This is a genomic window from Nocardioides sp. LMS-CY (assembly GCF_018732145.1).
In the GTDB taxonomy this organism is placed as follows: domain Bacteria; phylum Actinomycetota; class Actinomycetes; order Propionibacteriales; family Nocardioidaceae; genus Nocardioides; species Nocardioides soli.
In genome coordinates, this window is sequence record NZ_CP076104.1 from 1999606 (window position 1) to 2021273 (window position 21668).

The window sequence follows — 21668 nt, forward strand, 5'->3', positions numbered from 1 at the left end:
ATCGTACGGAATCTGTTCAGCAACTGTCCAGCGGGTCTAACATGTTCGGTGTGACCGAACATGAGGTGGGGGCGGCTGTCCGCCGCGCCCGAGTGGCGAAGGGCCTGTCGCTGCGCAGGCTGGCGGCGGAGCTCGGGGTGAGCCCGGCCACGCTGAGCGCGCTCGAGACGGGGCGGGCGCCGGTCACGGTGGCCCGGCTGCAGCGGATCGCCGAGCTGGTGGGGATCCCCGCCGCCGTACTGATGAGCGGCGACGTCGCGGCACCTGCGCCGATCGTGGACGGGCACGAGCGGACCGACCAGGACTGGCGCCGGTTCGACGACGTCGGCCTGGGCCCGGTGCTCGCGGCGTCCGTGCGGCTGTTCGTCCGGCAGGGCTTCCACGCCACCAGCATGCGCGAGCTCGCGACCGAGGCCGGGGTCAGCGTGGCCGGGATCTACCACCACTACCCGAGCAAGCAGCACATCCTGGTCGCGCTGATGGACGTCACGATGACGGAGATCCGCTGGCGGCTGCTCGACGCCCGCGCCGACGGTGGGACCCCGGTCGAGTCGCTGGCGCTCATGGTCGAGTCGCTGGCCCTCTTCCACGCGGTGCGCGGCGACCTCGCGTTCATCGGCGCCAGCGAGATGCGCGGCATGTCCGGCGACGACCTGGCCCGGGTGACGGCGCTGCGCGACGAGGTGCAGCATCTCCTCGACGAGCAGGCGGCGCTGGCGTTCCCCGGGGTGGAGGTGCGCACCGCCTGCCGGGCGATCGCGACCATGTGCACGGCGCTTCCCTCGTGGTTCCGGGTCGACGGGCCGCTGACTCCGGCGCAGGTGGCCGCGGAGTACGCGCGCCTGGCGATCAGGATGCTGGACGACCGCGCACCCGACCCGTCGCGGTGACGACCGGTCAGGGCGGGTCCGGGCCTTCCGTCGCGGCCTCGGCCTCGGCGAGCCGCATGGCCTCGACCGCGATCGGCGGCGGCGCGTGGAAGTCGAAGGCCCGGAACAGCACGGCGTGGGCGACCCCCATCCGTCGGCCGTGCACCGCCGTGACGCCGGAGATCATCGCCCGCGGCGGGGGATGGCCCGCGATCCCGGCGAGGTACTCGCCGTGCGCCTCCAGGGACGCGATCCCGCCCTCGAGCGCGGTGCCGGTGACGTCCACACCGTGCGTGGGCCGCTCGTCGCCGGCGACGAGCAGCCAGCGTGGCGACCACGGCTGCAGACCCTCGTCGAGCAGCTCGGGGAACACCCAGCGGTTGCCGGCGTCCCGGACGGCGTCGACGGCCGCCAGTCCGGCGACCCGGTGGTCCGCCTGGTTGAGTCCGGCCGCGAACTCCACCTCCCACGAACCCACGACGACGGCGTCCGGGCGGTGCCGCCGGATCACCCGGGCGATGTCGCGGCGCATCTCCAACGAGTAGACGAGCACGCCGTCGGGGTAGTCGAGGAACTCCACCTCGGACACGCCGACGGCGGCCGAGGCCGCGATCTGCTCGCCCACGCGCAACGCGGCAGTCCGGTCCGGGTGGCTGGCGTCCATGCCGGCCTCCCCGCGGGTCAGCAGCAGGTAGCCGACGTCCACGCCCCGGCTCGTCCACGCCGCGACGGCCGCCGACGTGCCGTACTCGACGTCGTCGGGATGGGCCACCACGCACAGGACGCGATCGAACGCGTCGGCCGGGAGCGGTGGCAGGGTGCGCTCCGCGCTCATCTCGCGAGGCTAGCCGCGGTCGGGGCCGGACGGCAGCCCCCACGTTGGCGAAGGGGCGCGCCACGGCGAGGGGTCGACTATCCGGCGCCGGACAGCGCCGCTGCCGCGTCGGCAAGGTCCCGCACCGTGCGCTCGACGAGGGGGTCGTCGTCCAGTGGCAGGTCGAGGAACAGGCCCATCAGGGCCGCGTCCACCAACGCGGCGACCCGGGCCGCAGACGTGGAGGTGGCCCCGCTGCCGGCGAAGTAGCGCGCCAGTGTGCGACGCCACTCCCGATTGCCCGCCCGGATGACGCTGCGATACGGCTCGCGACCCAGGAGCCCCATGGCGGCGGCCTCGATGTACACGCGGTAGTCGGCCGCCAGCCGTCCCGCACGGAGCTGCTGCCAGAGGTCGAGGACCGCGGCACGCACGTCGGCGCGGGGCTCGAGCCCGGCCAGCTCCTCGAGCGCGGTTCCCGAGGAGTGCTCCAGGATGGCCGCGACCAGGTCGTCCTTGCTCTCGAAGTGGTAGAGCAGCATCCGGTCGCTGGTGCCGATGGCCGCCGCGAGCGGGCGCAGGCTCAAACCGATGAGCCCGTGCTCGGCGACGTGGTCGCTCGCCGCCGACACCAGCTCCGTGCGCCTGTCCATGGCATCCTCCGTCAACGACCGTCCGCTGCGCGCCTCGTCCGGCGGCCATTCTCCAGGTGGGCGGTCGGTGCCCGGCCTCGGCGACCCGGTTCGGACCCACCCGTCCCGGGGTGGTGCCCGCCAACCCCGCCCCTCGCTAGCGTCCCGCGCCATGAGAGGTCGACGTCGGCCGGCGTCCGCGCGGAGCCGCGCGGGCGGGCTCGCGGCGGTGCTCCTCGTCGGTGCGGCCCTCTCGGCGGGCTGCGGCGAGGCACAGGTCAGAGCGGAGGACGACCTGTGCGTCCAGTACGACCAGCTCGTCGAGCAGGTCGACTCGCTGTCGGAGCTCGACCCGGACACCGCGACCGTCGACGACGTACGTGCCCGGGCCCAGGACGTGCAGGACCAGCTCGATGCGCTGCAGGCGACGGCCGAGGGCCAGCTGGACACCCTGATCTCGGCGGTGCGCACCGCCGTCAACGACTTCGCGGCGGCGGCCAACGACGCGGGCCAGCAGGCGCTCGACGCCGCCCGACCGCTGCTGGAGGACAGCATCGACGCCGTCAGCGAGGCATGGGGCGCGCTGGAGCGGGTCGCGGACGTCAAGTGCGGGGAGGCGTGATGAGTGCAGACGACGTGAAGCTCGTGCTCGAGGCGCTGGTGGTGCTCGGGTGCATCGTGATGGGCACCCGAGCCGGTGGCGTGGGGGTCGGCCTCTGGGGCGGCCTCGGCACGGGCATCCTCGTGTTCGTCTTCGGGGAGGCACCGGGCGAGCCGCCGGCCGCGGCGATGGCGATCATCCTCGCCGTGGTGACGGCCGCCGCCATGATGCAGGCGGCGGGTGGCATCGACTGGATGGTGGCGATGGCGGCCCGGGTGATCGAGAAGCGGCCGCACCAGATCACCCTGATCGCCCCGCTGACGGCCTTCGTCTTCTCGATCGGCGCGGGGACCAGCAACATCATCTACCCGCTGCTGCCGGTGATCTACGACGTGTCGTACCGCAACCACATCCGCCCCTCCCGACCGCTGACGGTGACGGTCGTGCAGTCCGGCATGGCGCTGGCGGCCTCCCCGGTCTCCGCGGCGATGGCGGCGATGCTGACGCTGACCGACGTCGCGCCGTACGACCTGGGGCTGACCGAGATCCTCGCGATCACGCTGCCGGCCTGCGTCGTCGGCATCGTGGTCACCGCGCTGGTGGTGAACCGGATGTGGCCCGACCTCGACGACGACCCGGAGGTGCAGGCGAAGATCGCGTCCGGCGAGCTCGCCGCCCCGGGCGCGGCGGTCACGGTCGCGCCGGTGCCGGCGGCCGCCGGCGGCGACATGGGTGGCGACGTCGCTGGCCCGGCGAGCGGCTCGGCCGGTACCGGTGCCGACACGCCGCCCGCGTCGACGGCCCTGACCTACACCGCCGCCGGGCGCAACTCGGCGCTGGCGTTCTTCGCCGGGGTGGTCGCGATCGTCATCCTGGGCCTCTTCCCCGACCTGCGGCCGGCCTTCGAGGTCGAGGGCGAGGGCACCGTCTCGATCGACATGACCACCACCATCGTGATGGTGATGTTCGCCGTCGGCGTCGCGATCCTCTTCCTCGGCCGGCCGAAGGTCTCGGAGGTGCCCGACCAGTCGGTCTTCAAGGCCGGCATGATCTCGGCGATCGCCCTGTTCGGGATCGCGTGGCTGACCGCGACGTTCATCTCGGCCCACGAGGAGCAGATCATCGACACGATCGGGGGCTGGGTCACCGACTGGAAGGTGCTGTTCGCCCTCGCGGTCTTCCTGGTGGCGGCGCTGACGACGAGCCAGTCGACCGCGACCCGGACCATCGTGCCCATCGGCCTCGCCGCCGGGCTCTCGCCCGGTCTGGTCACCGGCATGTGGGCCGGTGCCCTCAGCGGTGTCTACACGCTGCCCGCGAACGGCACCCAGATCGCGGCCGCGAACTTCGACCACAGCGGCACGACGAAGCTCGGCAGCAAGCTGCTCGACCACAGCTTCTTCGTGCCGATGCTGATCATGACCGTCGTCACCGTCGCCGTCGGTGCCGCCATCGGCTCGCTCGTCGCCTGAGCCTCGCGAGAACAGGAGATCCCGATGGACCTGCAGGAGATCGAGAAGCGGGCGGCTGCGATGATGCCGCTGCTCGTCGGCCAGCTCGAGCGGCTGGTCGCCGTGCCCTCGGTGGCCTTCCCGGGCTATCCCGAGGAGCCCGTGCACGAGATGGCCGCCACCACCCTCGAGCTCTTCCGCGAGGTCGGGTTCTCCGACGCGCGGCTGATGGACGTGCCGACCGGCTATCCGCCGATCTACGCCGAGGTGGCTGGCCCCCCGGGGTCTCCGGTGGTCATGCTCTACGCGCACTACGACGTGCAGCCGGCCCCGCCCGAGCAGGGCTGGACGTCGGACCCGTGGACCGCCGTGCACAAGGACGACGGCCGGATCTACGGCCGCGGCGCCGCCGACGACAAGGGCGGCCTGGTCGCGCACCTCGGCACCATGCGGATCTTCGACGGCCGGCCGCCGTGCACGGTGAAGCTGATCCTCGAGGGCATGGAGGAGACGGAGAGCAACCTCGAGGCGTTCGTCGGGGCGCACCCCGAGCTCTTCCAGTGCGACGTCTTCATCGTCTGCGACATGGGCAACCTCGCGGTCGGTGAGCCGGTCCTCACCACCGCCCTGCGCGGCGACGTCGCCTGCGTCGTCACGGTGCGCACGCTCGAGCACCCGCTGCACTCCGGCGTCTTCGGTGGCCCGGCACCGGACGCCATGATGTCGCTCGCGCGGCTGCTCTCGACGCTGCACGACGCCGACGGCAACGTCGCGGTCGACGGCGTCTCGAGCGGCGAGTGGACCGGCGCCGACCTCAGTGCCGCCGACTTCGAGGCCAGTGCCGACCTCCTCGACGGCGTCACGCTCGCCGGCACCGGCAGCATCGGCACCCAGCTGTGGGCGCGGCCCTCGGTCTCGGCGATCGGCGTCGACATGACCAGCATCGCCGGCTCCTCGAACGTGCTGATCCCGGAGGCCAGGGCCAAGCTGTCGATGCGGATCGTGCCGGGCTCCGACCCGGTGCGAGAGCTCGACGCGCTCGTCGCGCACCTGGAGTCGCACGCGCCGTTCGGTGCGCAGGTCGAGGTGCAACGCACCAAGCAGGCCCCACCCTTCCGGTGCGCCACCGACGGCCCCGGGTACGACGCCGCGCGCGCCGCGCTCGCCGAGGCGTACGGCAAGCCGGCGGGGGAGGCCGGCTCCGGCGGCTCGATCCCGCTGCTGCGTACGCTCCAGGACGCCTGCCCCACGGCGGAGTTCATCCTGTGGGGCCCCGAGGACGTCGCGAAGTCCCGCATCCACGCCTCCGACGAGAGCGTCGATCCGAGCGAGATCGAGAAGATGGTGATCGCCCAGGCGCGACTGCTGGTCCATCTCGCCGGTACGACGGCCGAGGGCGCGGCCGCACGATGACGGGCGGCCGCCGCACCGGCGTGCTCCTGGCGACCTGCATCTCCACGCTGGTCGTCAACGCGAACACGTCCGCGGTCGCCATCCTGCTGCCCGCGATCAGCGAGGACACCGGGATGTCGGTGAACACCCTGCAGTGGGCGGTCACCGGCTACTCGCTCGTCGGCGCGGCCGTCATCATCACCTCCGGCTCGCTCGGCGACGTCTTCGGCCGCAAGCGGGTCTTCCAGGCCGGGCTGCTGCTCTTCGTCGCCTCCTGCGTGCTGATCGCCCTGGCCGGCTCCGGGGAGATGGTGATCGCCGGGCGGATGATCCAGGGCGCCGCCGGCTCGACCATCCTCGCCTGCGGGATGAGCCTGCTGACCGTCGCCTACAGCGGCCAGGAGCAGGTGCGCGCCGTGTCGCTGTGGGGCGCCGCGGCCGCGGTCGGCGCGGCCGCCGGACCGCTCGTCGGCGGGGTCCTGGTCGACCTCACCGGGTGGCAGGGGCTCTTCTGGATCGACGCCGGCGTCGCGGTCGGCTGCATGGTGCTGACCTTCGCGACCGTCGCCGACTCGCGGGCCGCGGACCGGCCGCGCTCGGTCGACTACGTCGGCACCGTGCTGGTCGCCCTCACCCTGGGGCCGCTGATCCTCGCGCTCAGCAAGGGCAGCGACTGGGGCTGGGTCTCGGCCGCGACGGTCGGCTGCATCCTGGTGGCGATCCTCGCCGGCACCGGGTTCGTCGCCGTCGAGCGCCGGGTGGCGCAGCCGCTGCTCGACCTCGCCCTGCTGCGCAACCGGGTGCTGGTCGGCGCCACCGTCGCGATCCTTATCGGCGCGGGCACCATCAACGCGCTGATGTACGTGCTGAGCCTCTACTTCCAGGACCCGAGCACCCTGGGCTTCAGCCCGCTCGAGGCAGGCCTCGCGACGCTGCCGGCCACGGTCGGCCTGGTGGTGTCGGCCCCCCTGGTGCCGCGGCTCGCCGCGAAGGTCGGCGGTCGCCAGGTCGTCGGCCTCGGCTTCCTGCTGACCGCGGTCGGGTTCGCGTGGATCGGCTTCGCCGACGCGTCCTGGCAGTACGCCGCGTTCTTCCTGCCGCTCGTCGCCGCCGCCGTCGGCATGGGCCTCTCGAACGGGCCGTCGTCGGCCGCGGCGACCGCCGCCGTATCGGCCGACCAGGTCGGGGAGGCGTCGGGCGTCTCCAACATGGCCCGGTACGTCGGGGCCGCGGTCGCCACCGCCCTGGCGGCGACCCTCTACAGCACGGTGACGGCGAACCGGATCGCGGACGGCGACGGCTCCGCCGTCGCCCTCACCGCCGGGCTCGGCACGACCGCCTGGGCGATGGCGGCGATCAGCCTCGCGGGCGTCGTGATGGCGGTCGTGATGGGCCGGCACCGCGAGGCCCGCGGCACCCTCGCCGACGCCGCCGCGGCGGCCGCCTCGGCGAGCCACACGCTGCCGACCTCGGCGACACCGGCCAGGTCGGGTGCGGGCGCTCCAGAGGGCTCCTCGACCTGAGGCCCCGGGGGTCCGGGAGGAGGGCGCGACCACAAGTCCACCCCGGCCGGGGTGGTGCGGCGCCACCCACCCCGCCCCGACGATCGAGCCACCGGTCACTCGAGGAGGCACTCGCATGAGGACGGAATCGGCGCGGGACATCGACTACTCGACTCGAGGCCTGTTCGCCGATCTCGGCGCGACGTTCGGCGGGGTGCTGCTCCTGCTGTCCTCGGGCATGGGCCTGCTCCAGGGCCTGTCGGCGGTCGCGAACGACGACCTGTACGCCGCTGGCAGCAACTACCTCTACAAGCTGGACATGACGACCTGGGGCACGGTCCACATCGTGCTCGCGGTCATCGGCGCGGTCGTCGCCGTCGGCATCCTGATGGGCAAGTCGTGGGCGCGGGTCCTCGGCATGATCATCGCCGGGCTCTCGGCCCTCACCAACTTCGCCTTCCTGCCCCACTATCCGTTGTGGTCGATCGTGATCATCGCCTTCGACGGCTTCGTCATCTGGGCGCTGAGCGTGCAGCTGCGCGGCTACGACCGCTGATCACGGGGGAACGGGCACCACCCCGACCGGGGTGGTGCCCGCCCACCCGGTGGCTCCCCATCATGTGACGCGGGCACCGTCGCCGTGACGGCTCGCCTCAGCGGCGTCGCCGCTGCGACCCTGCCAGGAGGTGCATCGTGGTCACCGTATGGGAGTACAGCCCGGGCGACGTCTTCCTCAGCATGCTGTGGTTCTTCCTCTTCTTCATCTGGATCTGGCTGCTGATCAGCGTCTTCGCCGACATCTTCCGCAGCGACGACATGGGCGGCTGGGGCAAGGCCGGGTGGACGATCCTGGTGATCGTGCTGCCCTACCTCGGCGTGTTCGTCTACCTGATCGCGCGCGGCAAGAAGATGGGGGAGCACGCGGCTCGGGACGCCCGCCGCCAGGACGAGCAGATGCGTGCCTACGTCCAGGGCGTCGCCGGCGCGCCGAGTGCGGCCGCCGAGATCGAGCGCCTCTCCGCGCTCCGCACCAGCGGCGCGATCAGCGACGAGGAGTTCCAGCAGGCGAAGGCCAAGCTGCTGGCCTGACCGGTGCGGCTCTGCCGGGCCGGACCGGAAGCCGCTCCGGCCGGGCTGGTCCGGCTTCGCGGGGCGGGGAGTTTCGTCATCCCGGTGGAACCCCCACCGCCGGGTGCCACCACGCGGATGGTCCGTCACGTTCTGCGATGGAACCTGATCTTGCCGTCTGGTCTGGTGGTGGGCGTGGAGTCCGGTGGTGCGGTCGCAGCCTTCGGCGCGGCAGCCGCGGTCGCGGAGGAACAGGGCGATGCGCTGGTGCTCGGTGTGGTGGCGGCTTCGCCGGCCCAGATCGAGCGGGACCGAGGCGCTGCCGAGGACGGCGGGGATGATTCCTGCTTCGCAGGCGAGCCGGCGGGCCATGCCGGGGCTGATGCGGTCGCCGGTGTCGAGGACGCCGGCTTTCTCCAGCCGGCCGGTGAGGGTGTCTTCGTCGATGACCACCACGACGGTGGCGTTGACGCCGCCGGTGGTGGGGAGTCGGTCGGTGGGGTAGCGCTCGATCAGTTCGCACAGCGCCCGGCCGAGTGCCTCGGGTCCGGGTCGGCGTTCGATGCCGGGGCCTTGGGTGGCGGCGAGGTGCTTGGGTGCGGCCAGGGCCATGAGGACCTTCTTGAGGGCGGCGGCGTGGTAGGTCGGCAGGGTGAACCGGCCGTGGGTGGTGCCGTCGCCGTCGTCGGCCATCGTGAGCGAGCAGGCCCGCAGCGCGGCCGCCTCCTGTCGTTGGAGGATGTCGGCTTCGTGGGCGTCGGCATCGTCGGGGGCGATGACCTCCCACAGCCGACGCCCCAGCCGGCTCAATGCCTTGGCGTCGTGATGACGCGCCTCGGCGACCAGGTGCGCCTCGGCCTTGGCGAGGGTCTCGGGGCCGCCAGCGCCTCCCGCGTCAGGGGGTGCTGTTCGAGGTCGTGGCCGAGCCGCACCGCGCCGTACGCGGCCGCCCGGGTGGTCTTCGTCTGGTGGGCCAGCCAGTTCGCCGCGCTGGACGCCCCCACCCCGGCACCTACGTGAATCGTGTCGGCGTGCGCGGCGACCCGGGCCCGCAGTTCGCTGACCTGCGCGGCCAGCCGGGTCAGCTCGACCAGTGTCGCGCCGGTCTCGGCGGGGTCCATGGACCACACCGACGCATCGGCCACGGCGTCGGCGAGGTCGCGCATCTGCGCGGTCGTCGTCGACACCCGGGGTGGTTTCGAGACAGGCGCCAGCGCGCCTTCCTCAACCACCGTGTCCCGATGACGCCGACACTCCCCGTGCTGGCTGGTGGTTTCGAGGTTCAGGCGCTTGCGCGCGCCTTCGCACCTCAACCACCGTCGCCCCCCGACGACGGTGGTTGAGGTGCGACGAGCGCCAGCGAGGAGCCTCGAAACCACCACCAACCCGCCCGGCCCCGCAGGTCGGCATGAGGTGACCGGAGCGGTCAGCCGGCGAGCAGCTTGGCCTTCTGCGCCTCGAACTCCGCGTCGGTCAGGACTCCCTGGTCGCGCAGCGCACCCAGCTTCTGCAGGTTCTCGATCAGGTCGTCGGAGCCGGACGCGGCCGGTGCAGCCGGCGCCGGCGGGGGCGGCGCGGCGTACTGCGGCTGCGGGGGCTGTTGGTACTGCTGTTGCTGGTAGGCCTGCGCATCCGCCTGCGCCTGCCAGCGCCCCGCCTGGCGGCGGGAGACGCGGTTGGACACCGCGGTCGCGGTGCCGGCGACGACTGCGGTGCGGGCCATGCCGCCGATCAGTCCCATGTCGTGTCCTTTCCTCAGGCTTGTGCCGCGTCGAGGGCGTCGAGCGCGGCGATCACGTCCTCGGCCGGGATCCGGCCGCTGGCGATCACCTCGGCGCCGACCTCCCGCATCGCGGCGACGAACGGGCCGGCCCAGGTGTTCTCGTAGACGAGGAGTGCGATCGCGTTGCCGGGCTCGACCAGCGCGGCACTCTCGGCGAGGTCGTCGTCGTCGAGGAGCCCCGACCGCACGCCCTCGAAGACCGCGAGGTCGAGCTCGCCGTCGCCGTCGAGATCGGTGAGCTCCACGGCGGCGACGCTGCCGTCCTCGCCGACCGTGGCGACCACCAGGTCGAGGATCCGGATGATCCCGCGGTCGGTCAGGTCGACCAGGGCCGCCAGGCCCTGTCCCTGGAGCCTCGCCCCGGGGAGCTCCACAGCGAGATAGTCGATCGGTCCTACGTCGAGCTGGGTCATCGGGTCCTCCTCGGCCGACCCGCTGGTCGAGGTCCAGCGGTACGCGCTCACGCTCACACAGGGGTGGGTGGTTCGACCCCACCCCGACAGGGGTGAGGCGGGACCACCCGTGCGGTCACGACGATGGCCCTCGGGGCGCGGACCGGCCGGCGCGGACCGACGAGGGGAGCAACGGTGGGCAACGACATCGACCTGGCTCTCGCACCGAGCGTCACCGACCCGGTCTCGGCGCCGGCGGCCGAGGTGGCGGCCGGGCTCGGCGTGGACGTCGGGCGCGGCCTCTCCGCCGACGAGGCGCGGGTCCGGCTCTCGTCGCACGGACCCAACCAGCTCACGGGCACCGCGAAGGAGCCCGGCTGGCGGGCGTTCCTGAGGCAGTACGAGGACTTCATGCAGCTGGTGCTGCTTGCCGCGGCGCTCGTGAACCAGCTCGTCACCGGCGACGCCGGCACCACCGTCGTCCTCGCGGGTCTGACGGTCTTCAACGCGGTCATCGGGCTGCGGCAGGAGGCGAAGGCCGAGGAGAGCGTGAAGGCGCTCTCCCAGATGATGCGGACCGTCGCGCGGGTCCGCCGCGACGGGCAGGCGGTCGAGGTCGACGCCGCCGAGCTGGTGCCCGGTGACGTCGTGCTGGTCGAGGCGGGCAACCGGGTGCCGGCCGACGGCCGGGTCGTGCTGGCGGCGACGCTCGAGATCGAGGAGGCGGCGCTCACCGGCGAGAGCCTGCCGGTGGGGAAGACCGCCGACCCGGTCCTGGGCACCGACGTGCCGCTCGGCGACCGGATCTGCATGGCGTACATGAACACCTCCGTGACCCGGGGTCGCGGCGAGCTGGTCGTCACCGCGACCGGCATGGGCACCGAGATCGGCCACATCGCCGACATGCTCGCCCACACCGAGACCAGCAAGACGCCTCTGCAGCGGCAGCTCGACTCGCTCTCGAAGATCATCGCCTCGATCGCCGCGGTCGCGCTGGTGCTCGTCGTGCTGCTCGGTCTGGCGCGCGGGCAGTCCTTCGACACGCTCTTCATCACCGGCGTCGCGCTCGCGGTCGCCGCGATCCCGACCGGCCTCCCGGCGGTGGTCACCGCGCTGCTGTCGATGGGGACCCGCGAGATCGCCCGGCGCAACGCGATCGTGAAGCGCCTGCCCGCGGTCGAGACGCTCGGGTCGACCTCCGCGATCTGCTCCGACAAGACCGGCACGCTGACCCTGAACAAGATGACCGCCCGTGAGCTGGTCATCCCGGGCCAGAACCGCTACACGGTCTCCGGGGAGGGCTACAGCACGGTCGGCGAGATCAGCCACGTCGGCGGGCAGCGGCACGACCTCGACCCCTACCTGCTGCCGATGGTGCTGTGCGCCGACGCGGTGCTGGACGGCGAGAGCCTGATCGGCGACCCGACCGAGGGCGCGCTCATCGTGCTGGGGGCCAAGGGCGGGCTGGACATCGCCGAGACCCGGACCGCGCTGCCCCGGGTGGCCGAGGTGCCCTTCGACTCCGACTACAAGTTCATGGCGACCTTCCACGAGATGACCGCCGACGACGGCCGCCCGGTCGTGCGCTGCTACGTCAAGGGCGCGCCCGACGTGCTCGTCGCCCGCGCGACCACCATCCGCAACCCCGACGGCACGCTCGTCGCGATCACCGACGCCAACCGGCATCTCGCCCTCGAGGCCAACGACGCGATCGCCAACGCCGGCGAGCGGGTCATGGTCGTCGCCCAGCGCGACCTCGAGCCCGGGACCGTCCGCCCCGGTGACGACCTCATCGGCCTCGTCCAGGACCTGACACTGCTGGCGATGATCGGCATCGTCGACCCGCCCCGGTCGGAGGCGAAGGCCGCCATCGCGGAGTGCCACGACGCCGGCATCCGGGTGCGGATGATCACCGGCGACCACGCGACGACGGCCGCCGCGATCGCGACCGAGCTCGGCATCGAGGGCCGCGCGGTGACCGGCACCGAGTTCGCCGCGATGAGCGACGAGCGGCTGACCACCGAGATCGACGAGATCGGGGTGATCGCGCGGGTCGCGCCGGAGGACAAGGTCCGGCTGGTGCGGATCCTCAAGGAGAAGGGCAACGTCGTCGCGATGACCGGCGACGGCGTCAACGACGCCCCGGCGCTGAAGACCGCCGACATCGGCGTCGCGATGGGCATCACCGGCACCGAGGTCTCCAAGGAGGCCGCGGTGATGATCCTGACCGACGACAACTTCGCCACCATCGTCGGTGCGGTCTCCTACGGCCGCACGCTCTACGACAACCTGCTGAAGTACCTGCGGTTCCAGATGTCGACCCTGGTCGCCTACATCGCTATCTTCATCGGCGCCGGCATCTTCGGCATCGCCGCGGGCGCACCGCTGAACCCGCTGCAGATCCTGTGGCTCAACATGGTCGTCGACATCCCGCTCGCGATCGCGCTCGGCTTCGACCAGCCGGCCCGCGGCCTGATGTCCCGGCCGCCGCGCCCCGTCGGCGCGCCCGTGCTGTCCCGCGGCAACTGGATCCGGCTGTGCGTGCAGGGCGCCGTGATGACGCTCGGGGCACTCGTGGCCTACCAGATCGGGGACCACGCCGGAGACGCCGTGCTCGCCGCGACCATGCTGCTCACCACCCTGTCCCTCTTCCACCTCGCCGCCGCCCTGCTCTGCCGCGACCAGACCGGCACCATCGTCGACCGGGCCGCGATCCCGGGCGCGCTCCAGCTGCGGCGGTACGCCGTGGCCCTGTTGGCGATCGTCGCGATCACCGCCCTCGACTTCCTCGAGCGGATCTTCGACACCACCGGACTCACGTTCGCGCAGTGGTGCACCTGCATCGGCCTCGCCGCGTCGCTCGTGGCCGTCGAGGAGCTGGTGAAGCTGGTGCTGCGCCGATCGGGCCGATCGGAAGGAGCGCCCGCATGACCACCCTCCCCACGTACGAGGCCGAGCAGCTCGCCGGCCTGCTCGCGCTGCTGCCCGACGTCGACGCCGTCGAGCTCAAGGTCACCATCTCGGACCAGGACCGTCCCGGGGTGATCGAGGCGCTCGGGATCGACCCGCTCGACGCCGGCCTCCGGCAGGTGGCGTTCGTCGACACCCGCGAGCTGGCGCTGTCCGCGGCCGGGCTGGTGCTGCGCGTCCGCCGCACCCAGGACAAGCCCGGCGACGTGACGGTGAAGCTGCGGCCGATGCTGCCTGCCGACGTACCCGAGGGGCTGCGCGGGATCCCGGGCTTCAAGGTCGAGGTCGACGCCTCGCCGGCGGGGTACACCTGCTCCTGCTCGCTGACCGCGGAGGTGTCGGACAAGAAGGCGCGGCGCGTGCTGACCGGAAACCGCACGATCGCGGACGTGCTCTCGGACGAGCAGGGCGCGCTGGTGCTCGCGCGACTCCCGGAGGGCGTGACGATGGAGGACCTCCGGGTGCTCGGGCCGGTCACGCTGCTCAAGGCGAAGTTCGAGCACCGCGACTATCCTCACCGGATGGTGGCCGAGCTGTGGTTCCTCCCGGACGGTGTGCGGATCCTCGAGCTCTCGACGAAGTGCCCGCCGGCCGACGCCTTCCGGGTGGCCGCCGAGACCAAGGTGTTCCTCGCCGGCCACGGCGTCGACCTGAGCACGCCTCAGGAGGCCAAGACCCGAACCACCCTGGCCGCGCTGGCGGCACGCATGGAGCAGGAGGACGGCGCATGACCACGTTCACGGTGTGGAAGTTCGACGAGACGGACGGAGCGGGCCGCGCCGAGCTGGCGCTGCGTGCCGCCGAGGCCGAGGGCCTGGTCACGATCGTCGACCACGCGGTGCTGAGCTGGCCGACGGACAGCGCCGAGCCCGACCTCCTCCACGAGCACGACAGCTCCAAGCGCGGTGCGGCCTGGGGTGTGCTGTGGGGCGTGCTCGGCGGTGCGCTCTTCACGATCCCGATCGCCGGTGCCGCGCTGGGTGCCGGCATCGGCGCGCTCGTGAAGAGGACCGACGGCACCGGCATCACGGAGCGCGACCTGGAGCGGATCCGGATGGAGGTCACGCCGGGCACCTCCGCGCTGTTCCTGGTCACCGACGACGCCGACCTGGACCGACTGGGGGAGCGGTTCCACGGCCGCGACAGCCGGCTGATCTCGACCAACCTCACCGAGGCGGAGCGGGCCACGCTGCTGGAGACGTTCGGCGGTGAGTGAGGCGTCGACGCGCCGTGACCCGCTCGGGCTGGTCCGCGGCGGTGAGGGCGCGATCACGGGCACGGTGGTGTGCGCGGCGGCGATCGCCTACAGCGCCGGCTACAAGGACACCATCGGCCAGCTGAGCCTGGTCATCCTCGGCACCGTCGCGGTCTACTGGATCGCCCACCTGCACGCGGTCACCATCGGCAGCGCGCTGACCCACCGGCACCACCCGGTCGCGGCGCTGCGGCACGCGCTGCGCGAGACGCTCCCGATCGCCGGCGCGTCCGTCGTCCCGCTCGGGGTGCTCCTGGTCGCGTTCGTGCTCGGCGCCGAGATCCGCACGGCGGCCTGGATCGCGCTGATCGCGACGATCGCGCTGCTCACGCTCTACAGCTACCTCGCCGGAGTGCGCGGTGGGCTCGACACGGCCGGGCGGATCGCGAGCGCCGCCACCGGCGCGGGCGTCGGCCTGCTCGTCGTGCTGCTCAAGGTCGGCCTGCACTGATCAGGACCGGCCGGCGGGTGCCTCGGGCGACCCGACCGGCCTCGTGGGCAGCAGCCGGGTCAGGAAGATCGCCAGGCCGGCGATCAGCGCGAGCACCGTCAGGCTGGATCGCAGGCCCACCAGCCTGGCCGTCGTGTTCTCCTCGACGATGGCGTCGGCCTCCGCGGCGCTGAGGTCGGTCGTGGCCAGGGCGGCCTCCAGGTCCTGGTCGGAGACGAACGGTACGCCGCCGGCGAGCTCGACCGTGGCCCGCTCGGAGACGGCGTCCGAGACCGCGGCGTTCGACTCGATGCCCACGAAGAAGCTCGCCGACAGTGCGCCGATCAGCACCGACCCGGCCAGTGCGGTGCCGAGCGAGGCGCCCAGGTTGGTCGAGGTGTTCTGCAGGCCGCCGACCTCGCCGCTGCGCTCGTCCGGGACCGCCGACACCGTCACGGCCCCGAGCTGGGACGAGAGCGCTCCCACCCCGAGCCCCGCGAGCAGGAGCGGGGTCGTGACGATCTCCGGTCCGGCCCCGGCCTCCAGGGCACCGACCATCGACAGGATGCCGGCGAGCAGCGCGACGAGTCCCAGGCCCACGACCCGGCGGGGGGACGCGTGCGGCCACAGACGCGGGATGCCGACCGCCGCGACCAGCAGGGTGACCGAGAGCGGGAGCAGCCGCGCACCGGTCTCGAGCGGGCTGAGCCCGAGCGCGACCGAGAGGAAGAGCGGGATGGTGAAGAACAACCCCGCCTGCAACAGGAACTGGAAGAAGAACATCGTCAGGCCGCCGATCAGGCGGGCGTTGCGCAGCATCCCGAGGTCGACCAGCGGCTCCCGGCCGCGGCCGACCTGGCGCAGCTCCCACCACACGAAGACGCGGAGCACGAGCAGCCCGCCGAGCACCAGCCAGACGGTCGGCGCGACGCCGAAGAGGTCGGGTGCTCCCGGCTTGGGGGTGACCCACCCCCACTCGCCGGAGCGCAGCACGCCGAACACCGCGAGGCCGAGGCCGAGCGCCGACAGCCCGACCCCGACCAGGTCGATCCGGGTGCGCACACCCGGGGCGGCGTCCTGGATCCGGCGCGTCATCGCCAGGATGCCGACGACCACGACGACCTCGCCCGCGAACACCAGGCGCCAGGTCCAGAACGTCGTCACCGCGCCGCCGATCAGCGGTCCCGCGGCGACCGCGATCGCGCCCGCCGAGGCCACCAGGCCGTAGGCGCGGGGCCGCTCGGCGGCCACGAAGTTCGCGGCCACCAGCGCCACGATCGCCGGCATGATCAGCGCGGCCCCGACGCCCTCGAGGACCGACCAGCCGAGGATCAGGACCGCCAGGTTCGGCGACAGGGCGGTCGTGAGCGACCCGGCGCCGTACACGACGCACCCGATGGCGAACGCCCGGCGGTGCCCGATCATCGTGCCGACCTTGCCGCCGGTGATCATCATGGTGGCCATCACGAGCGTGTAGAGGGTGATCGCCGTCTGCACGCCGGTGACCGTCGTGCCGACGTCCTTCGCCACCTGGGCGATCGACACGTTCATGACGGAGCTGTCCAGCGTCATCAGGAACTGGCCCGACGCCAGCGTCAGCAGCACGGCGCCCGAGGTCGCGGCACGGCTCGAGGCGGCTGCTCGGGACATCGGCGTCTCCCTCCCGGTCGCTTGCCAGCATCGGCGCGGCGCGGGTGGCGGCGCCTCACCCGCTCCGGGGTGGTGCCGGGCCACCCGCGGGACTGACACGATCCCGGCACGCCTCGATACGACCACCCGGTGGGGGTGAGCCCACATGCCTGACGAGCCGCGCCGCGAGGACGAGCCCGACCTCGACCTGCTCGAGTACGTCCTCGTCTCCGCGCACGCCGCCGAGGGACTCGCGCCGGTCGCCGAGGCGGTGGCCCGGCTGGTGCGCGACGGATCGATCCGGCTCCTGGACGCCGTGCTGCTCGTCCGTGAGGGTGGCGCCGCCCGGGTCGACTCGGTGTCGCCCACCGACCACGAGAGGCTCGCGGGACTGATGACCGTCACCGAGGGGAGCGTGCTCCTGAGCCCCCACGACATCGAGCTCGCCGCGGTGACGCTGGCGCCCGACGAGACCGCCCTGCTGCTGCTCGTCGAGGACAGCTGGGCCGGGGCGCTGTCCGACGCCGCGCGCGAGGGTGGCGCCCGGGGGATCACCGGCGAGCGGATCGCGCGGGACCGGGTGCTGCGCTCGCTGGCTCGCGCGGGCCCGACGGATCTGATCGTCCGAGGCCCCGGCACCGCGCCCCTGATCGACCAGGTGGCGCAGGTGCGTCAGCTCGCGCGGCTCGTGGAGCGGGGACTGCTGCCGCTGGACCGCTACGAGGTCCAGCGGCGGCGGGTGCTGGGCGGCTGAACGGTCCGGCGCAGACCGGTCGCCGTGCGCGCGACCTCGGCCGCCTCGGCCCGCGAGGTGCAGTCGAGCTTGCGGTAGATCACCTTGAGGTGGAACTTCAGCGTGTTGATCGTGATGAAGAGCTCGTCGGCGATCTCGCGCAGCGTCAGTCGGCTGGGCAGCATCCGCAGCACCTCGAGCTCACGCTCGGTCAGCTCCTCGACCAGGCCCAGCGGCGTGCTGACCGCCGTCTCCGCCGGACCGACGCGGCGGAGCCGGTCGAGCCAGTGCTGCGGTGCGTGCCAGGCCAGCCGCTCGATCGCCTCGAGGAGGTCGGGCCCCTCGGCCGCGACCGTCTCGACCAGGCCGTGGCTCGCGGCCAGGCGCACCGCGTCGAGCAGGTGGGCCTCGGCCTCCGGTGCGGACCCGGCCACCCGGAACTGCAGCAGGCCCAGCAGGACCCGGTGCCGCACGCAGCCGGGCTCGGCCGTCTTCAGTGCGTCGGCCGCGCCGCCCAGGTCGCCGGCGGCGAGGTGGAGGCGGGCCGCGACCATGCCGGTCCAGAACGGGTCGACCACCTGCCCCGACCAGGCGTACGCCGCATCGAGGTCGCCGGCCGCCAGGCTCAGCAGCGTGCCGATGCGGCCCAGCCGGGTGCGGGCACCCGGCCCCGGCATCTCGACCTCGACGAGCTCGGCGGCCCGGCCGAACGCCGACTCAGCACCCTCGAGGTCGCCGTCGGCCAGCCGTGCCTGGGTGAGTTCGAGGAGCGCCAGCAGTTGGCAGTGCGGGCCCGGCTCGATCCGTGCCTCGGAGAGCTCCAGGAGGATCGGCAGCGCGGTCGCGGCGTCACCGAGCTCGCGGCGGGCGATCGCCTCCGCCGTCAGCGCCTCCGTGCGCAGGATCGTCATGCTCCCGTGCGCGGTGGCGTGCCGGGCGCCGGCGACGAGCCGGAGCGCGTCGTCGGGGTGGCCGGAGAGCGCCTCGCCGAGCGCCCGGCTCCCCTCGAGTGCGATCCGCCGCTCCGGCGTGACGCTGAGCGCCCGGATGATCTCGCGCGCCTCGTGGCCGGCGTCGTCCCACCTCTCGGAGAGGGCTACGTCACGGGCGATCACGTTCCACGCGAACTGGCCGAGCGGGTCGAGCCACCACGAGTCGCCGAGGCTCTCCAGCGCCGAGCGGGCCAGGGAGGCGCCGTCGTCCCAGTGGCCCCGGAGGGTGGCGGCCACCGACTCGAGCACCTCCATGCGCGCACCCCACACCGGGTCCACGTCGAGGTCGTCGCGGACCAGCCGCCCGAGGCCGTCGACGAGGGCCGCGAAGCGGCGCCGGTCGACGAGCAGGTGGCACCAGGCAAACTCCATCATCGCGTCGACGCCGTCGGCGATGACCGCGTCGGGCAGGGCCGTGATGGTCCGCTGGATCGTGCTCTCCTGGCCGCTGTCGTACAGCGCCGGCGCCTGCGCGGCGAGCAGGCGCAGCGCCTCGCGGGGACGCTCCGCGCGCACCCAGTGGTCGAGGGCGGACGCCGTCTGCCCGCGCGCCTCGTGCCAGGCGGCCGCCTGCGCGTGGAGCTCGGTGAGCCGCTCGGGGGAGCGCTCGGCGAGCACGGCGAGCAGCGTCTCGCGCACCAGGTCGTGCATCTCGAACCCGTGCGGCTCGGTGCGCGACAGGAACAGGCCGCGTTGCTCGGCCAGGGTCAGCAGGTCGACGGCGTCGGTGCGGTCGGCCAGCCGGCGCGCCAGGTCGGGGTCGACGTGCTTGACGACCGCGGTCGCCAGCAGCACGTCGACCACGTCGGGCCGCTCGTTGACGAGCACCTCGTGCCAGACGTAGTCCGCGAGGTGGAGGCGCTCGTCGTCCTGGCTCGGCAGGTAGCGCCGGCCCCGGGCCTGTGCGGAGCGGGCGCCGAGTGCGGCCAGCTGGATGCTGGCGGCCCAACCGCCGGCCCGGGTCGCCACCTCGGCCACCACGTCGGGGTCGAGCGAGGGTGCGAGCCGCGCCAGCATCGCGGTCGCCTCCTCGAAGGAGAACCGCAGCTCCGGGAAGTACACCTCGCCCAGCTGGCCGCGCGCCCGCAGGCGGTGCACGGGCAGCGGCGGCGTACGCCGGCTGGCCACCACCACGTGCAGCCACGCGGGCAGGTGCTGGACGAAGTGGGAGAGGGAGGAGACCACCGGCTCGACCTCGTCGAGGACGTCGAGGTCGTCGATGACCAGCACCCTCGGTGGGTAGTCCCGCGCCTCGAGGTCGTCGAGCAGCGCGCCGACGGCCTCGAGGAGCACCTGCGGCCGGTGCAGCAGGTCGGTGGTCGACGCGGCCGCCTGCGGGGCGATCCCCTCGAGGGCGGCCAGGACCGCCCGCCAGAACTGCGCGGGGTCGCGGTCGTCCTCGTCGATGGTGAGCCAGGCGAGCGGGTGCCGGGTCTCGGCCGCCCAGCTGCGCAGCAACGACGTCTTGCCCGAGCCGGCCGGCGCGACGACCAGCGTGAGCGGCGCGTCGACCGCCCCCTCCAGGAGCGCGTGCAGCCGCGGCCGCGGCAGCAGGTACGCCGGGTTCACCGCCGGCCGCAGCTTCGCCTGCCGGACGGTGGAGCGCCCGGCGCGGGACTCGCCGTCGAGCGGGTCGGTGCGGTCGACCGGGGCGGGGGCGCGCTGGTCTTCCTCGGACAGGGCTCCCACCCCCTCGACGTGACAGTCGGGCACTCCAGAGTGCCACGGCCGCGACCCGTTGGCGATGACCCGTTTCGGGGGAGACTGCCCGACCGCCGCGCGCCCGTTGGGCGGCACGCCACCGCAGGGGATATAGTCGCCGGCGAAAGGGAGTAGTCCCCAACAGTCGTGTCGACATACTGGCCCCCGGGCCCGGCACGGCAGGCCACCGCGAGGTGGCGGACGAGACTTTCGACCAGTTCGCACACCCCTGTGAGGTTTGCGCCTGGTCGAAGGGTCCTCCCCGACACGGGTAGCGCTCCTCCGGCCGGGCCGGAGAGGACCAGATCCCCGTGTACGCCTTCCTGCTGAGCACCGCCGTGATCTTCGTGGCGGAGCTGGGCGACAAGAGTCAGCTCATGGCGATGACCTTCGCCGCCCGCTATCGGGCCCGCGACGTACTGATCGGCATCACCGCGGCCACCGCGCTGGTCCACCTGGCCTCGGTCGGCATCGGCTACTTCATCGGCGACGCCTTCTCCGAGTACCAGAACTGGATCGGGATCATCGCCGGTGTCGCCTTCCTGGCGTTCGCGGCGTGGACCCTGCGCGGCGACGAGCTCACCGAGGACGAGGCCAACAAGGCCCGCGGCGCGACCGGGGCCGCCATCCTGGCCGTCGGCACGGCGTTCTTCCTCGCCGAGCTCGGCGACAAGACGATGCTGGCCACCATCACCCTCGCCACCCAGGAGGGCTGGCTCGGCACCTGGATCGGCAGCACGCTCGGCATGGTCGCCGCCGACGCGCTCGCGATCGTCGTCGGCGCCGTCCTCGGCAAGAAGCTGCCCGAGAACGTCATCAAGTACGGCGCCGCCGCGCTGTTCGCGCTCTTCGGCATCGCGCTGATCGTCGACGGCATCCTCGCCTGACCGACGACCGCGGCCGGGGAAGGTCAGGCACCCGTCGACCACGGCGGCGTCAGGCCGGGCGTCGCCGGGTCGCCGGTGCCGGCGTCGTGGCAGGTCCAGCCGTCGGGCATCGCACCGGAGGCGAGAGCGGCGGCGAGTGCCGCCGCCTCGTCCGCGCGGAGCAGCGGCGTCTGCGGGTAGATGACCGGCTCCTCCTTCTCGTTGTGCCGGTCGAGCATGGCGAGCAGCTCGAGGCACAGCGCCCGGGTCCGCTCCCGCGCCCGGGGCGAGTCGCCACCGGCCTGCGCCTCGGCGACCGACTCGGCGATCGCGTCCATGGTGCGCCACAGCTCGCCGTGCTCGCGCAGCATCACCGTCACCGGCATCATCAGGGCGCCGCGGCTCAGCGGCGGGAAGAGGTGGACCTCCTCCAGGTAGATGTGGCGGCGCAGGGTGGCGAGCCCGCCGAGCACGAGGTCCGGGTCGAGCTCGCCATCCTGGAGGTGCTCGACGAAGCCCTCGACGGCGGCGTCGATCGCGCGGTGCTCGCGGGTCAGGGTCTCGACGATCGACTCCGTGGTCATGGCC

20 protein-coding genes and 1 pseudogene are annotated in these 21668 nt (G+C 73.0%); 13 read left to right on the forward strand and 8 right to left on the reverse strand.

The window, feature by feature from the left end; all coding sequences use genetic code 11:
* Positions 1 to 50 precede the first annotated feature (50 nt).
* Complete coding sequence (locus KM427_RS09660) at positions 51 to 890, forward strand: TetR-type transcription factor C-terminal domain-containing protein (RefSeq protein ID WP_215527058.1); 840 nt, start codon at positions 51 to 53, stop codon at positions 888 to 890.
* A 7-nt stretch (positions 891 to 897) separates the two neighbouring features.
* On the opposite strand, the gene KM427_RS09665 is transcribed toward KM427_RS09660, so the two are convergent.
* Positions 898 to 1704: a PIG-L deacetylase family protein gene (locus KM427_RS09665; RefSeq protein ID WP_215527059.1), complete on the reverse strand. Its 807-nt coding sequence runs from the start codon at positions 1702 to 1704 to the stop codon at positions 898 to 900.
* A 77-nt stretch (positions 1705 to 1781) separates the two neighbouring features.
* Positions 1782 to 2336 carry a TetR/AcrR family transcriptional regulator gene (locus tag KM427_RS09670; protein ID WP_215527060.1) on the reverse strand — a complete coding sequence of 185 codons (555 nt, stop codon included), beginning with the start codon at positions 2334 to 2336 and terminating at the stop codon, positions 1782 to 1784.
* Between the two features lie 151 nt (positions 2337 to 2487).
* Here KM427_RS09670 and KM427_RS09675 point away from each other — a divergent pair, with 151 nt between their 5' ends.
* The 6 genes from KM427_RS09675 to KM427_RS09700 all read left to right on the forward strand — a co-directional run bounded on the left by KM427_RS09675 (position 2488) and on the right by KM427_RS09700 (position 8350).
* A complete protein-coding gene (locus tag KM427_RS09675; protein WP_215527061.1) occupies positions 2488 to 2937 on the forward strand; it encodes a hypothetical protein in 450 nt (149 codons plus the stop codon).
* Positions 2937 to 4388: an anaerobic C4-dicarboxylate transporter family protein gene (locus KM427_RS09680; RefSeq protein ID WP_215527062.1), complete on the forward strand. Its 1452-nt coding sequence runs from the start codon at positions 2937 to 2939 to the stop codon at positions 4386 to 4388. The genes KM427_RS09675 and KM427_RS09680 overlap by 1 nt, the downstream gene beginning before the upstream one ends.
* Positions 4389 to 4412: 24 nt before the next feature.
* Positions 4413 to 5780, forward strand: a complete 1368-nt coding sequence (locus tag KM427_RS09685) for a M20/M25/M40 family metallo-hydrolase (RefSeq protein ID WP_215527063.1) — start codon at positions 4413 to 4415, stop codon at positions 5778 to 5780.
* The gene (locus KM427_RS09690) at positions 5777 to 7282 is read left to right on the forward strand and encodes an MFS transporter (protein ID WP_215527064.1); all 1506 of its coding nucleotides are present in this window, start codon (positions 5777 to 5779) and stop codon (positions 7280 to 7282) included. The genes KM427_RS09685 and KM427_RS09690 overlap by 4 nt, the downstream gene beginning before the upstream one ends.
* A gap of 115 nt (positions 7283 to 7397) precedes the next feature.
* Complete coding sequence (locus tag KM427_RS09695; protein ID WP_215527065.1) at positions 7398 to 7817, forward strand: DUF7144 family membrane protein; 420 nt, start codon at positions 7398 to 7400, stop codon at positions 7815 to 7817.
* A gap of 137 nt (positions 7818 to 7954) precedes the next feature.
* Positions 7955 to 8350 (forward strand): SHOCT domain-containing protein, encoded by a 396-nt coding sequence (locus KM427_RS09700; protein WP_252275228.1) that lies wholly within the window; start codon positions 7955 to 7957, stop codon positions 8348 to 8350.
* A gap of 279 nt (positions 8351 to 8629) precedes the next feature.
* On the opposite strand, the pseudogene KM427_RS25845 reads toward KM427_RS09700, so the two are convergent.
* The 3 genes and pseudogenes from KM427_RS25845 to KM427_RS09715 all read right to left on the reverse strand — a co-directional run.
* Positions 8630 to 9457 (reverse strand): annotated as a pseudogene (locus KM427_RS25845) (DUF222 domain-containing protein); the annotation flags it as partial.
* A gap of 298 nt (positions 9458 to 9755) precedes the next feature.
* Positions 9756 to 10070 carry an SHOCT domain-containing protein gene (locus tag KM427_RS09710; protein WP_183590615.1) on the reverse strand — a complete coding sequence of 105 codons (315 nt, stop codon included), beginning with the start codon at positions 10068 to 10070 and terminating at the stop codon, positions 9756 to 9758.
* A 14-nt stretch (positions 10071 to 10084) separates the two neighbouring features.
* A complete protein-coding gene (locus tag KM427_RS09715) occupies positions 10085 to 10576 on the reverse strand; it encodes a DUF6325 family protein (RefSeq protein WP_252275233.1) in 492 nt (163 codons plus the stop codon).
* A gap of 123 nt (positions 10577 to 10699) precedes the next feature.
* On the opposite strand from KM427_RS09715, the gene KM427_RS09720 reads away from it, so the two are divergent.
* Genes KM427_RS09720 through KM427_RS09735 form a run of 4 tightly spaced genes read left to right on the forward strand, consistent with a single transcriptional unit; the run spans position 10700 to position 15180 of the window.
* Positions 10700 to 13435 carry a cation-translocating P-type ATPase gene (locus tag KM427_RS09720; protein ID WP_252275235.1) on the forward strand — a complete coding sequence of 912 codons (2736 nt, stop codon included), beginning with the start codon at positions 10700 to 10702 and terminating at the stop codon, positions 13433 to 13435.
* Positions 13432 to 14205 (forward strand): hypothetical protein, encoded by a 774-nt coding sequence (locus tag KM427_RS09725; protein WP_215527067.1) that lies wholly within the window; start codon positions 13432 to 13434, stop codon positions 14203 to 14205. Before KM427_RS09720 ends, KM427_RS09725 begins: the two co-directional genes overlap by 4 nt.
* A complete protein-coding gene (locus tag KM427_RS09730) occupies positions 14202 to 14690 on the forward strand; it encodes a DUF1269 domain-containing protein (protein ID WP_183590612.1) in 489 nt (162 codons plus the stop codon). Before KM427_RS09725 ends, KM427_RS09730 begins: the two co-directional genes overlap by 4 nt.
* Positions 14683 to 15180 carry a hypothetical protein gene (locus tag KM427_RS09735; RefSeq protein WP_183590611.1) on the forward strand — a complete coding sequence of 166 codons (498 nt, stop codon included), beginning with the start codon at positions 14683 to 14685 and terminating at the stop codon, positions 15178 to 15180. Before KM427_RS09730 ends, KM427_RS09735 begins: the two co-directional genes overlap by 8 nt.
* On the opposite strand, the gene KM427_RS09740 is transcribed toward KM427_RS09735, so the two are convergent.
* Entirely contained in the window at positions 15181 to 16809 is a 1629-nt protein-coding gene (locus tag KM427_RS09740; RefSeq protein ID WP_215527068.1) for an MFS transporter, read from the reverse strand.
* A gap of 145 nt (positions 16810 to 16954) precedes the next feature.
* On the opposite strand from KM427_RS09740, the gene KM427_RS09745 reads away from it, so the two are divergent.
* Positions 16955 to 17542: a hypothetical protein gene (locus KM427_RS09745; protein ID WP_183590609.1), complete on the forward strand. Its 588-nt coding sequence runs from the start codon at positions 16955 to 16957 to the stop codon at positions 17540 to 17542.
* Here the strand turns inward: KM427_RS09745 and KM427_RS09750 are convergent.
* A complete protein-coding gene (locus KM427_RS09750) occupies positions 17506 to 20202 on the reverse strand; it encodes a winged helix-turn-helix domain-containing protein (protein WP_215527069.1) in 2697 nt (898 codons plus the stop codon). The genes KM427_RS09745 and KM427_RS09750 overlap by 37 nt on opposite strands.
* 323 nt (positions 20203 to 20525) lie before the next feature.
* Here KM427_RS09750 and KM427_RS09755 point away from each other — a divergent pair, with 323 nt between their 5' ends.
* A complete protein-coding gene (locus KM427_RS09755) occupies positions 20526 to 21101 on the forward strand; it encodes a TMEM165/GDT1 family protein (RefSeq protein ID WP_183590607.1) in 576 nt (191 codons plus the stop codon).
* Positions 21102 to 21124: 23 nt separating this feature from the next.
* Here the strand turns inward: KM427_RS09755 and KM427_RS09760 are convergent, their stop codons facing one another.
* Positions 21125 to 21664, reverse strand: a complete 540-nt coding sequence (locus tag KM427_RS09760; RefSeq protein ID WP_215527070.1) for a hemerythrin domain-containing protein — start codon at positions 21662 to 21664, stop codon at positions 21125 to 21127.
* Between the last annotated feature and the right edge of the window lie 4 nt (positions 21665 to 21668).

Excerpts from the sequence above, each read along its gene's own strand:
- KM427_RS09695 (WP_215527065.1), top strand. The coding sequence starts at position 7,398 with ATGAGGACGGAATCGGCGCGGGACATCGACTACTCGACTCGAGGCCTG.
- KM427_RS09760 (WP_215527070.1), bottom strand. The coding sequence starts at position 21,664 with ATGACCACGGAGTCGATCGTCGAGACCCTGACCCGCGAGCACCGCGCG.
- KM427_RS09665 (WP_215527059.1), bottom strand. The coding sequence starts at position 1,704 with ATGAGCGCGGAGCGCACCCTGCCACCGCTCCCGGCCGACGCGTTCGAT.
- KM427_RS09670 (WP_215527060.1), bottom strand. The coding sequence starts at position 2,336 with ATGGACAGGCGCACGGAGCTGGTGTCGGCGGCGAGCGACCACGTCGCC.
- KM427_RS09680 (WP_215527062.1), top strand. The coding sequence starts at position 2,937 with ATGAGTGCAGACGACGTGAAGCTCGTGCTCGAGGCGCTGGTGGTGCTC.
- KM427_RS09745 (WP_183590609.1), top strand. The coding sequence starts at position 16,955 with ATGCCTGACGAGCCGCGCCGCGAGGACGAGCCCGACCTCGACCTGCTC.
- KM427_RS09740 (WP_215527068.1), bottom strand. The coding sequence starts at position 16,809 with ATGTCCCGAGCAGCCGCCTCGAGCCGTGCCGCGACCTCGGGCGCCGTG.
- KM427_RS09690 (WP_215527064.1), top strand. The coding sequence starts at position 5,777 with ATGACGGGCGGCCGCCGCACCGGCGTGCTCCTGGCGACCTGCATCTCC.
- KM427_RS09675 (WP_215527061.1), top strand. The coding sequence starts at position 2,488 with ATGAGAGGTCGACGTCGGCCGGCGTCCGCGCGGAGCCGCGCGGGCGGG.
- KM427_RS09685 (WP_215527063.1), top strand. The coding sequence starts at position 4,413 with ATGGACCTGCAGGAGATCGAGAAGCGGGCGGCTGCGATGATGCCGCTG.
- KM427_RS09710 (WP_183590615.1), bottom strand. The coding sequence starts at position 10,070 with ATGGGACTGATCGGCGGCATGGCCCGCACCGCAGTCGTCGCCGGCACC.
- KM427_RS09725 (WP_215527067.1), top strand. The coding sequence starts at position 13,432 with ATGACCACCCTCCCCACGTACGAGGCCGAGCAGCTCGCCGGCCTGCTC.
- KM427_RS09730 (WP_183590612.1), top strand. The coding sequence starts at position 14,202 with ATGACCACGTTCACGGTGTGGAAGTTCGACGAGACGGACGGAGCGGGC.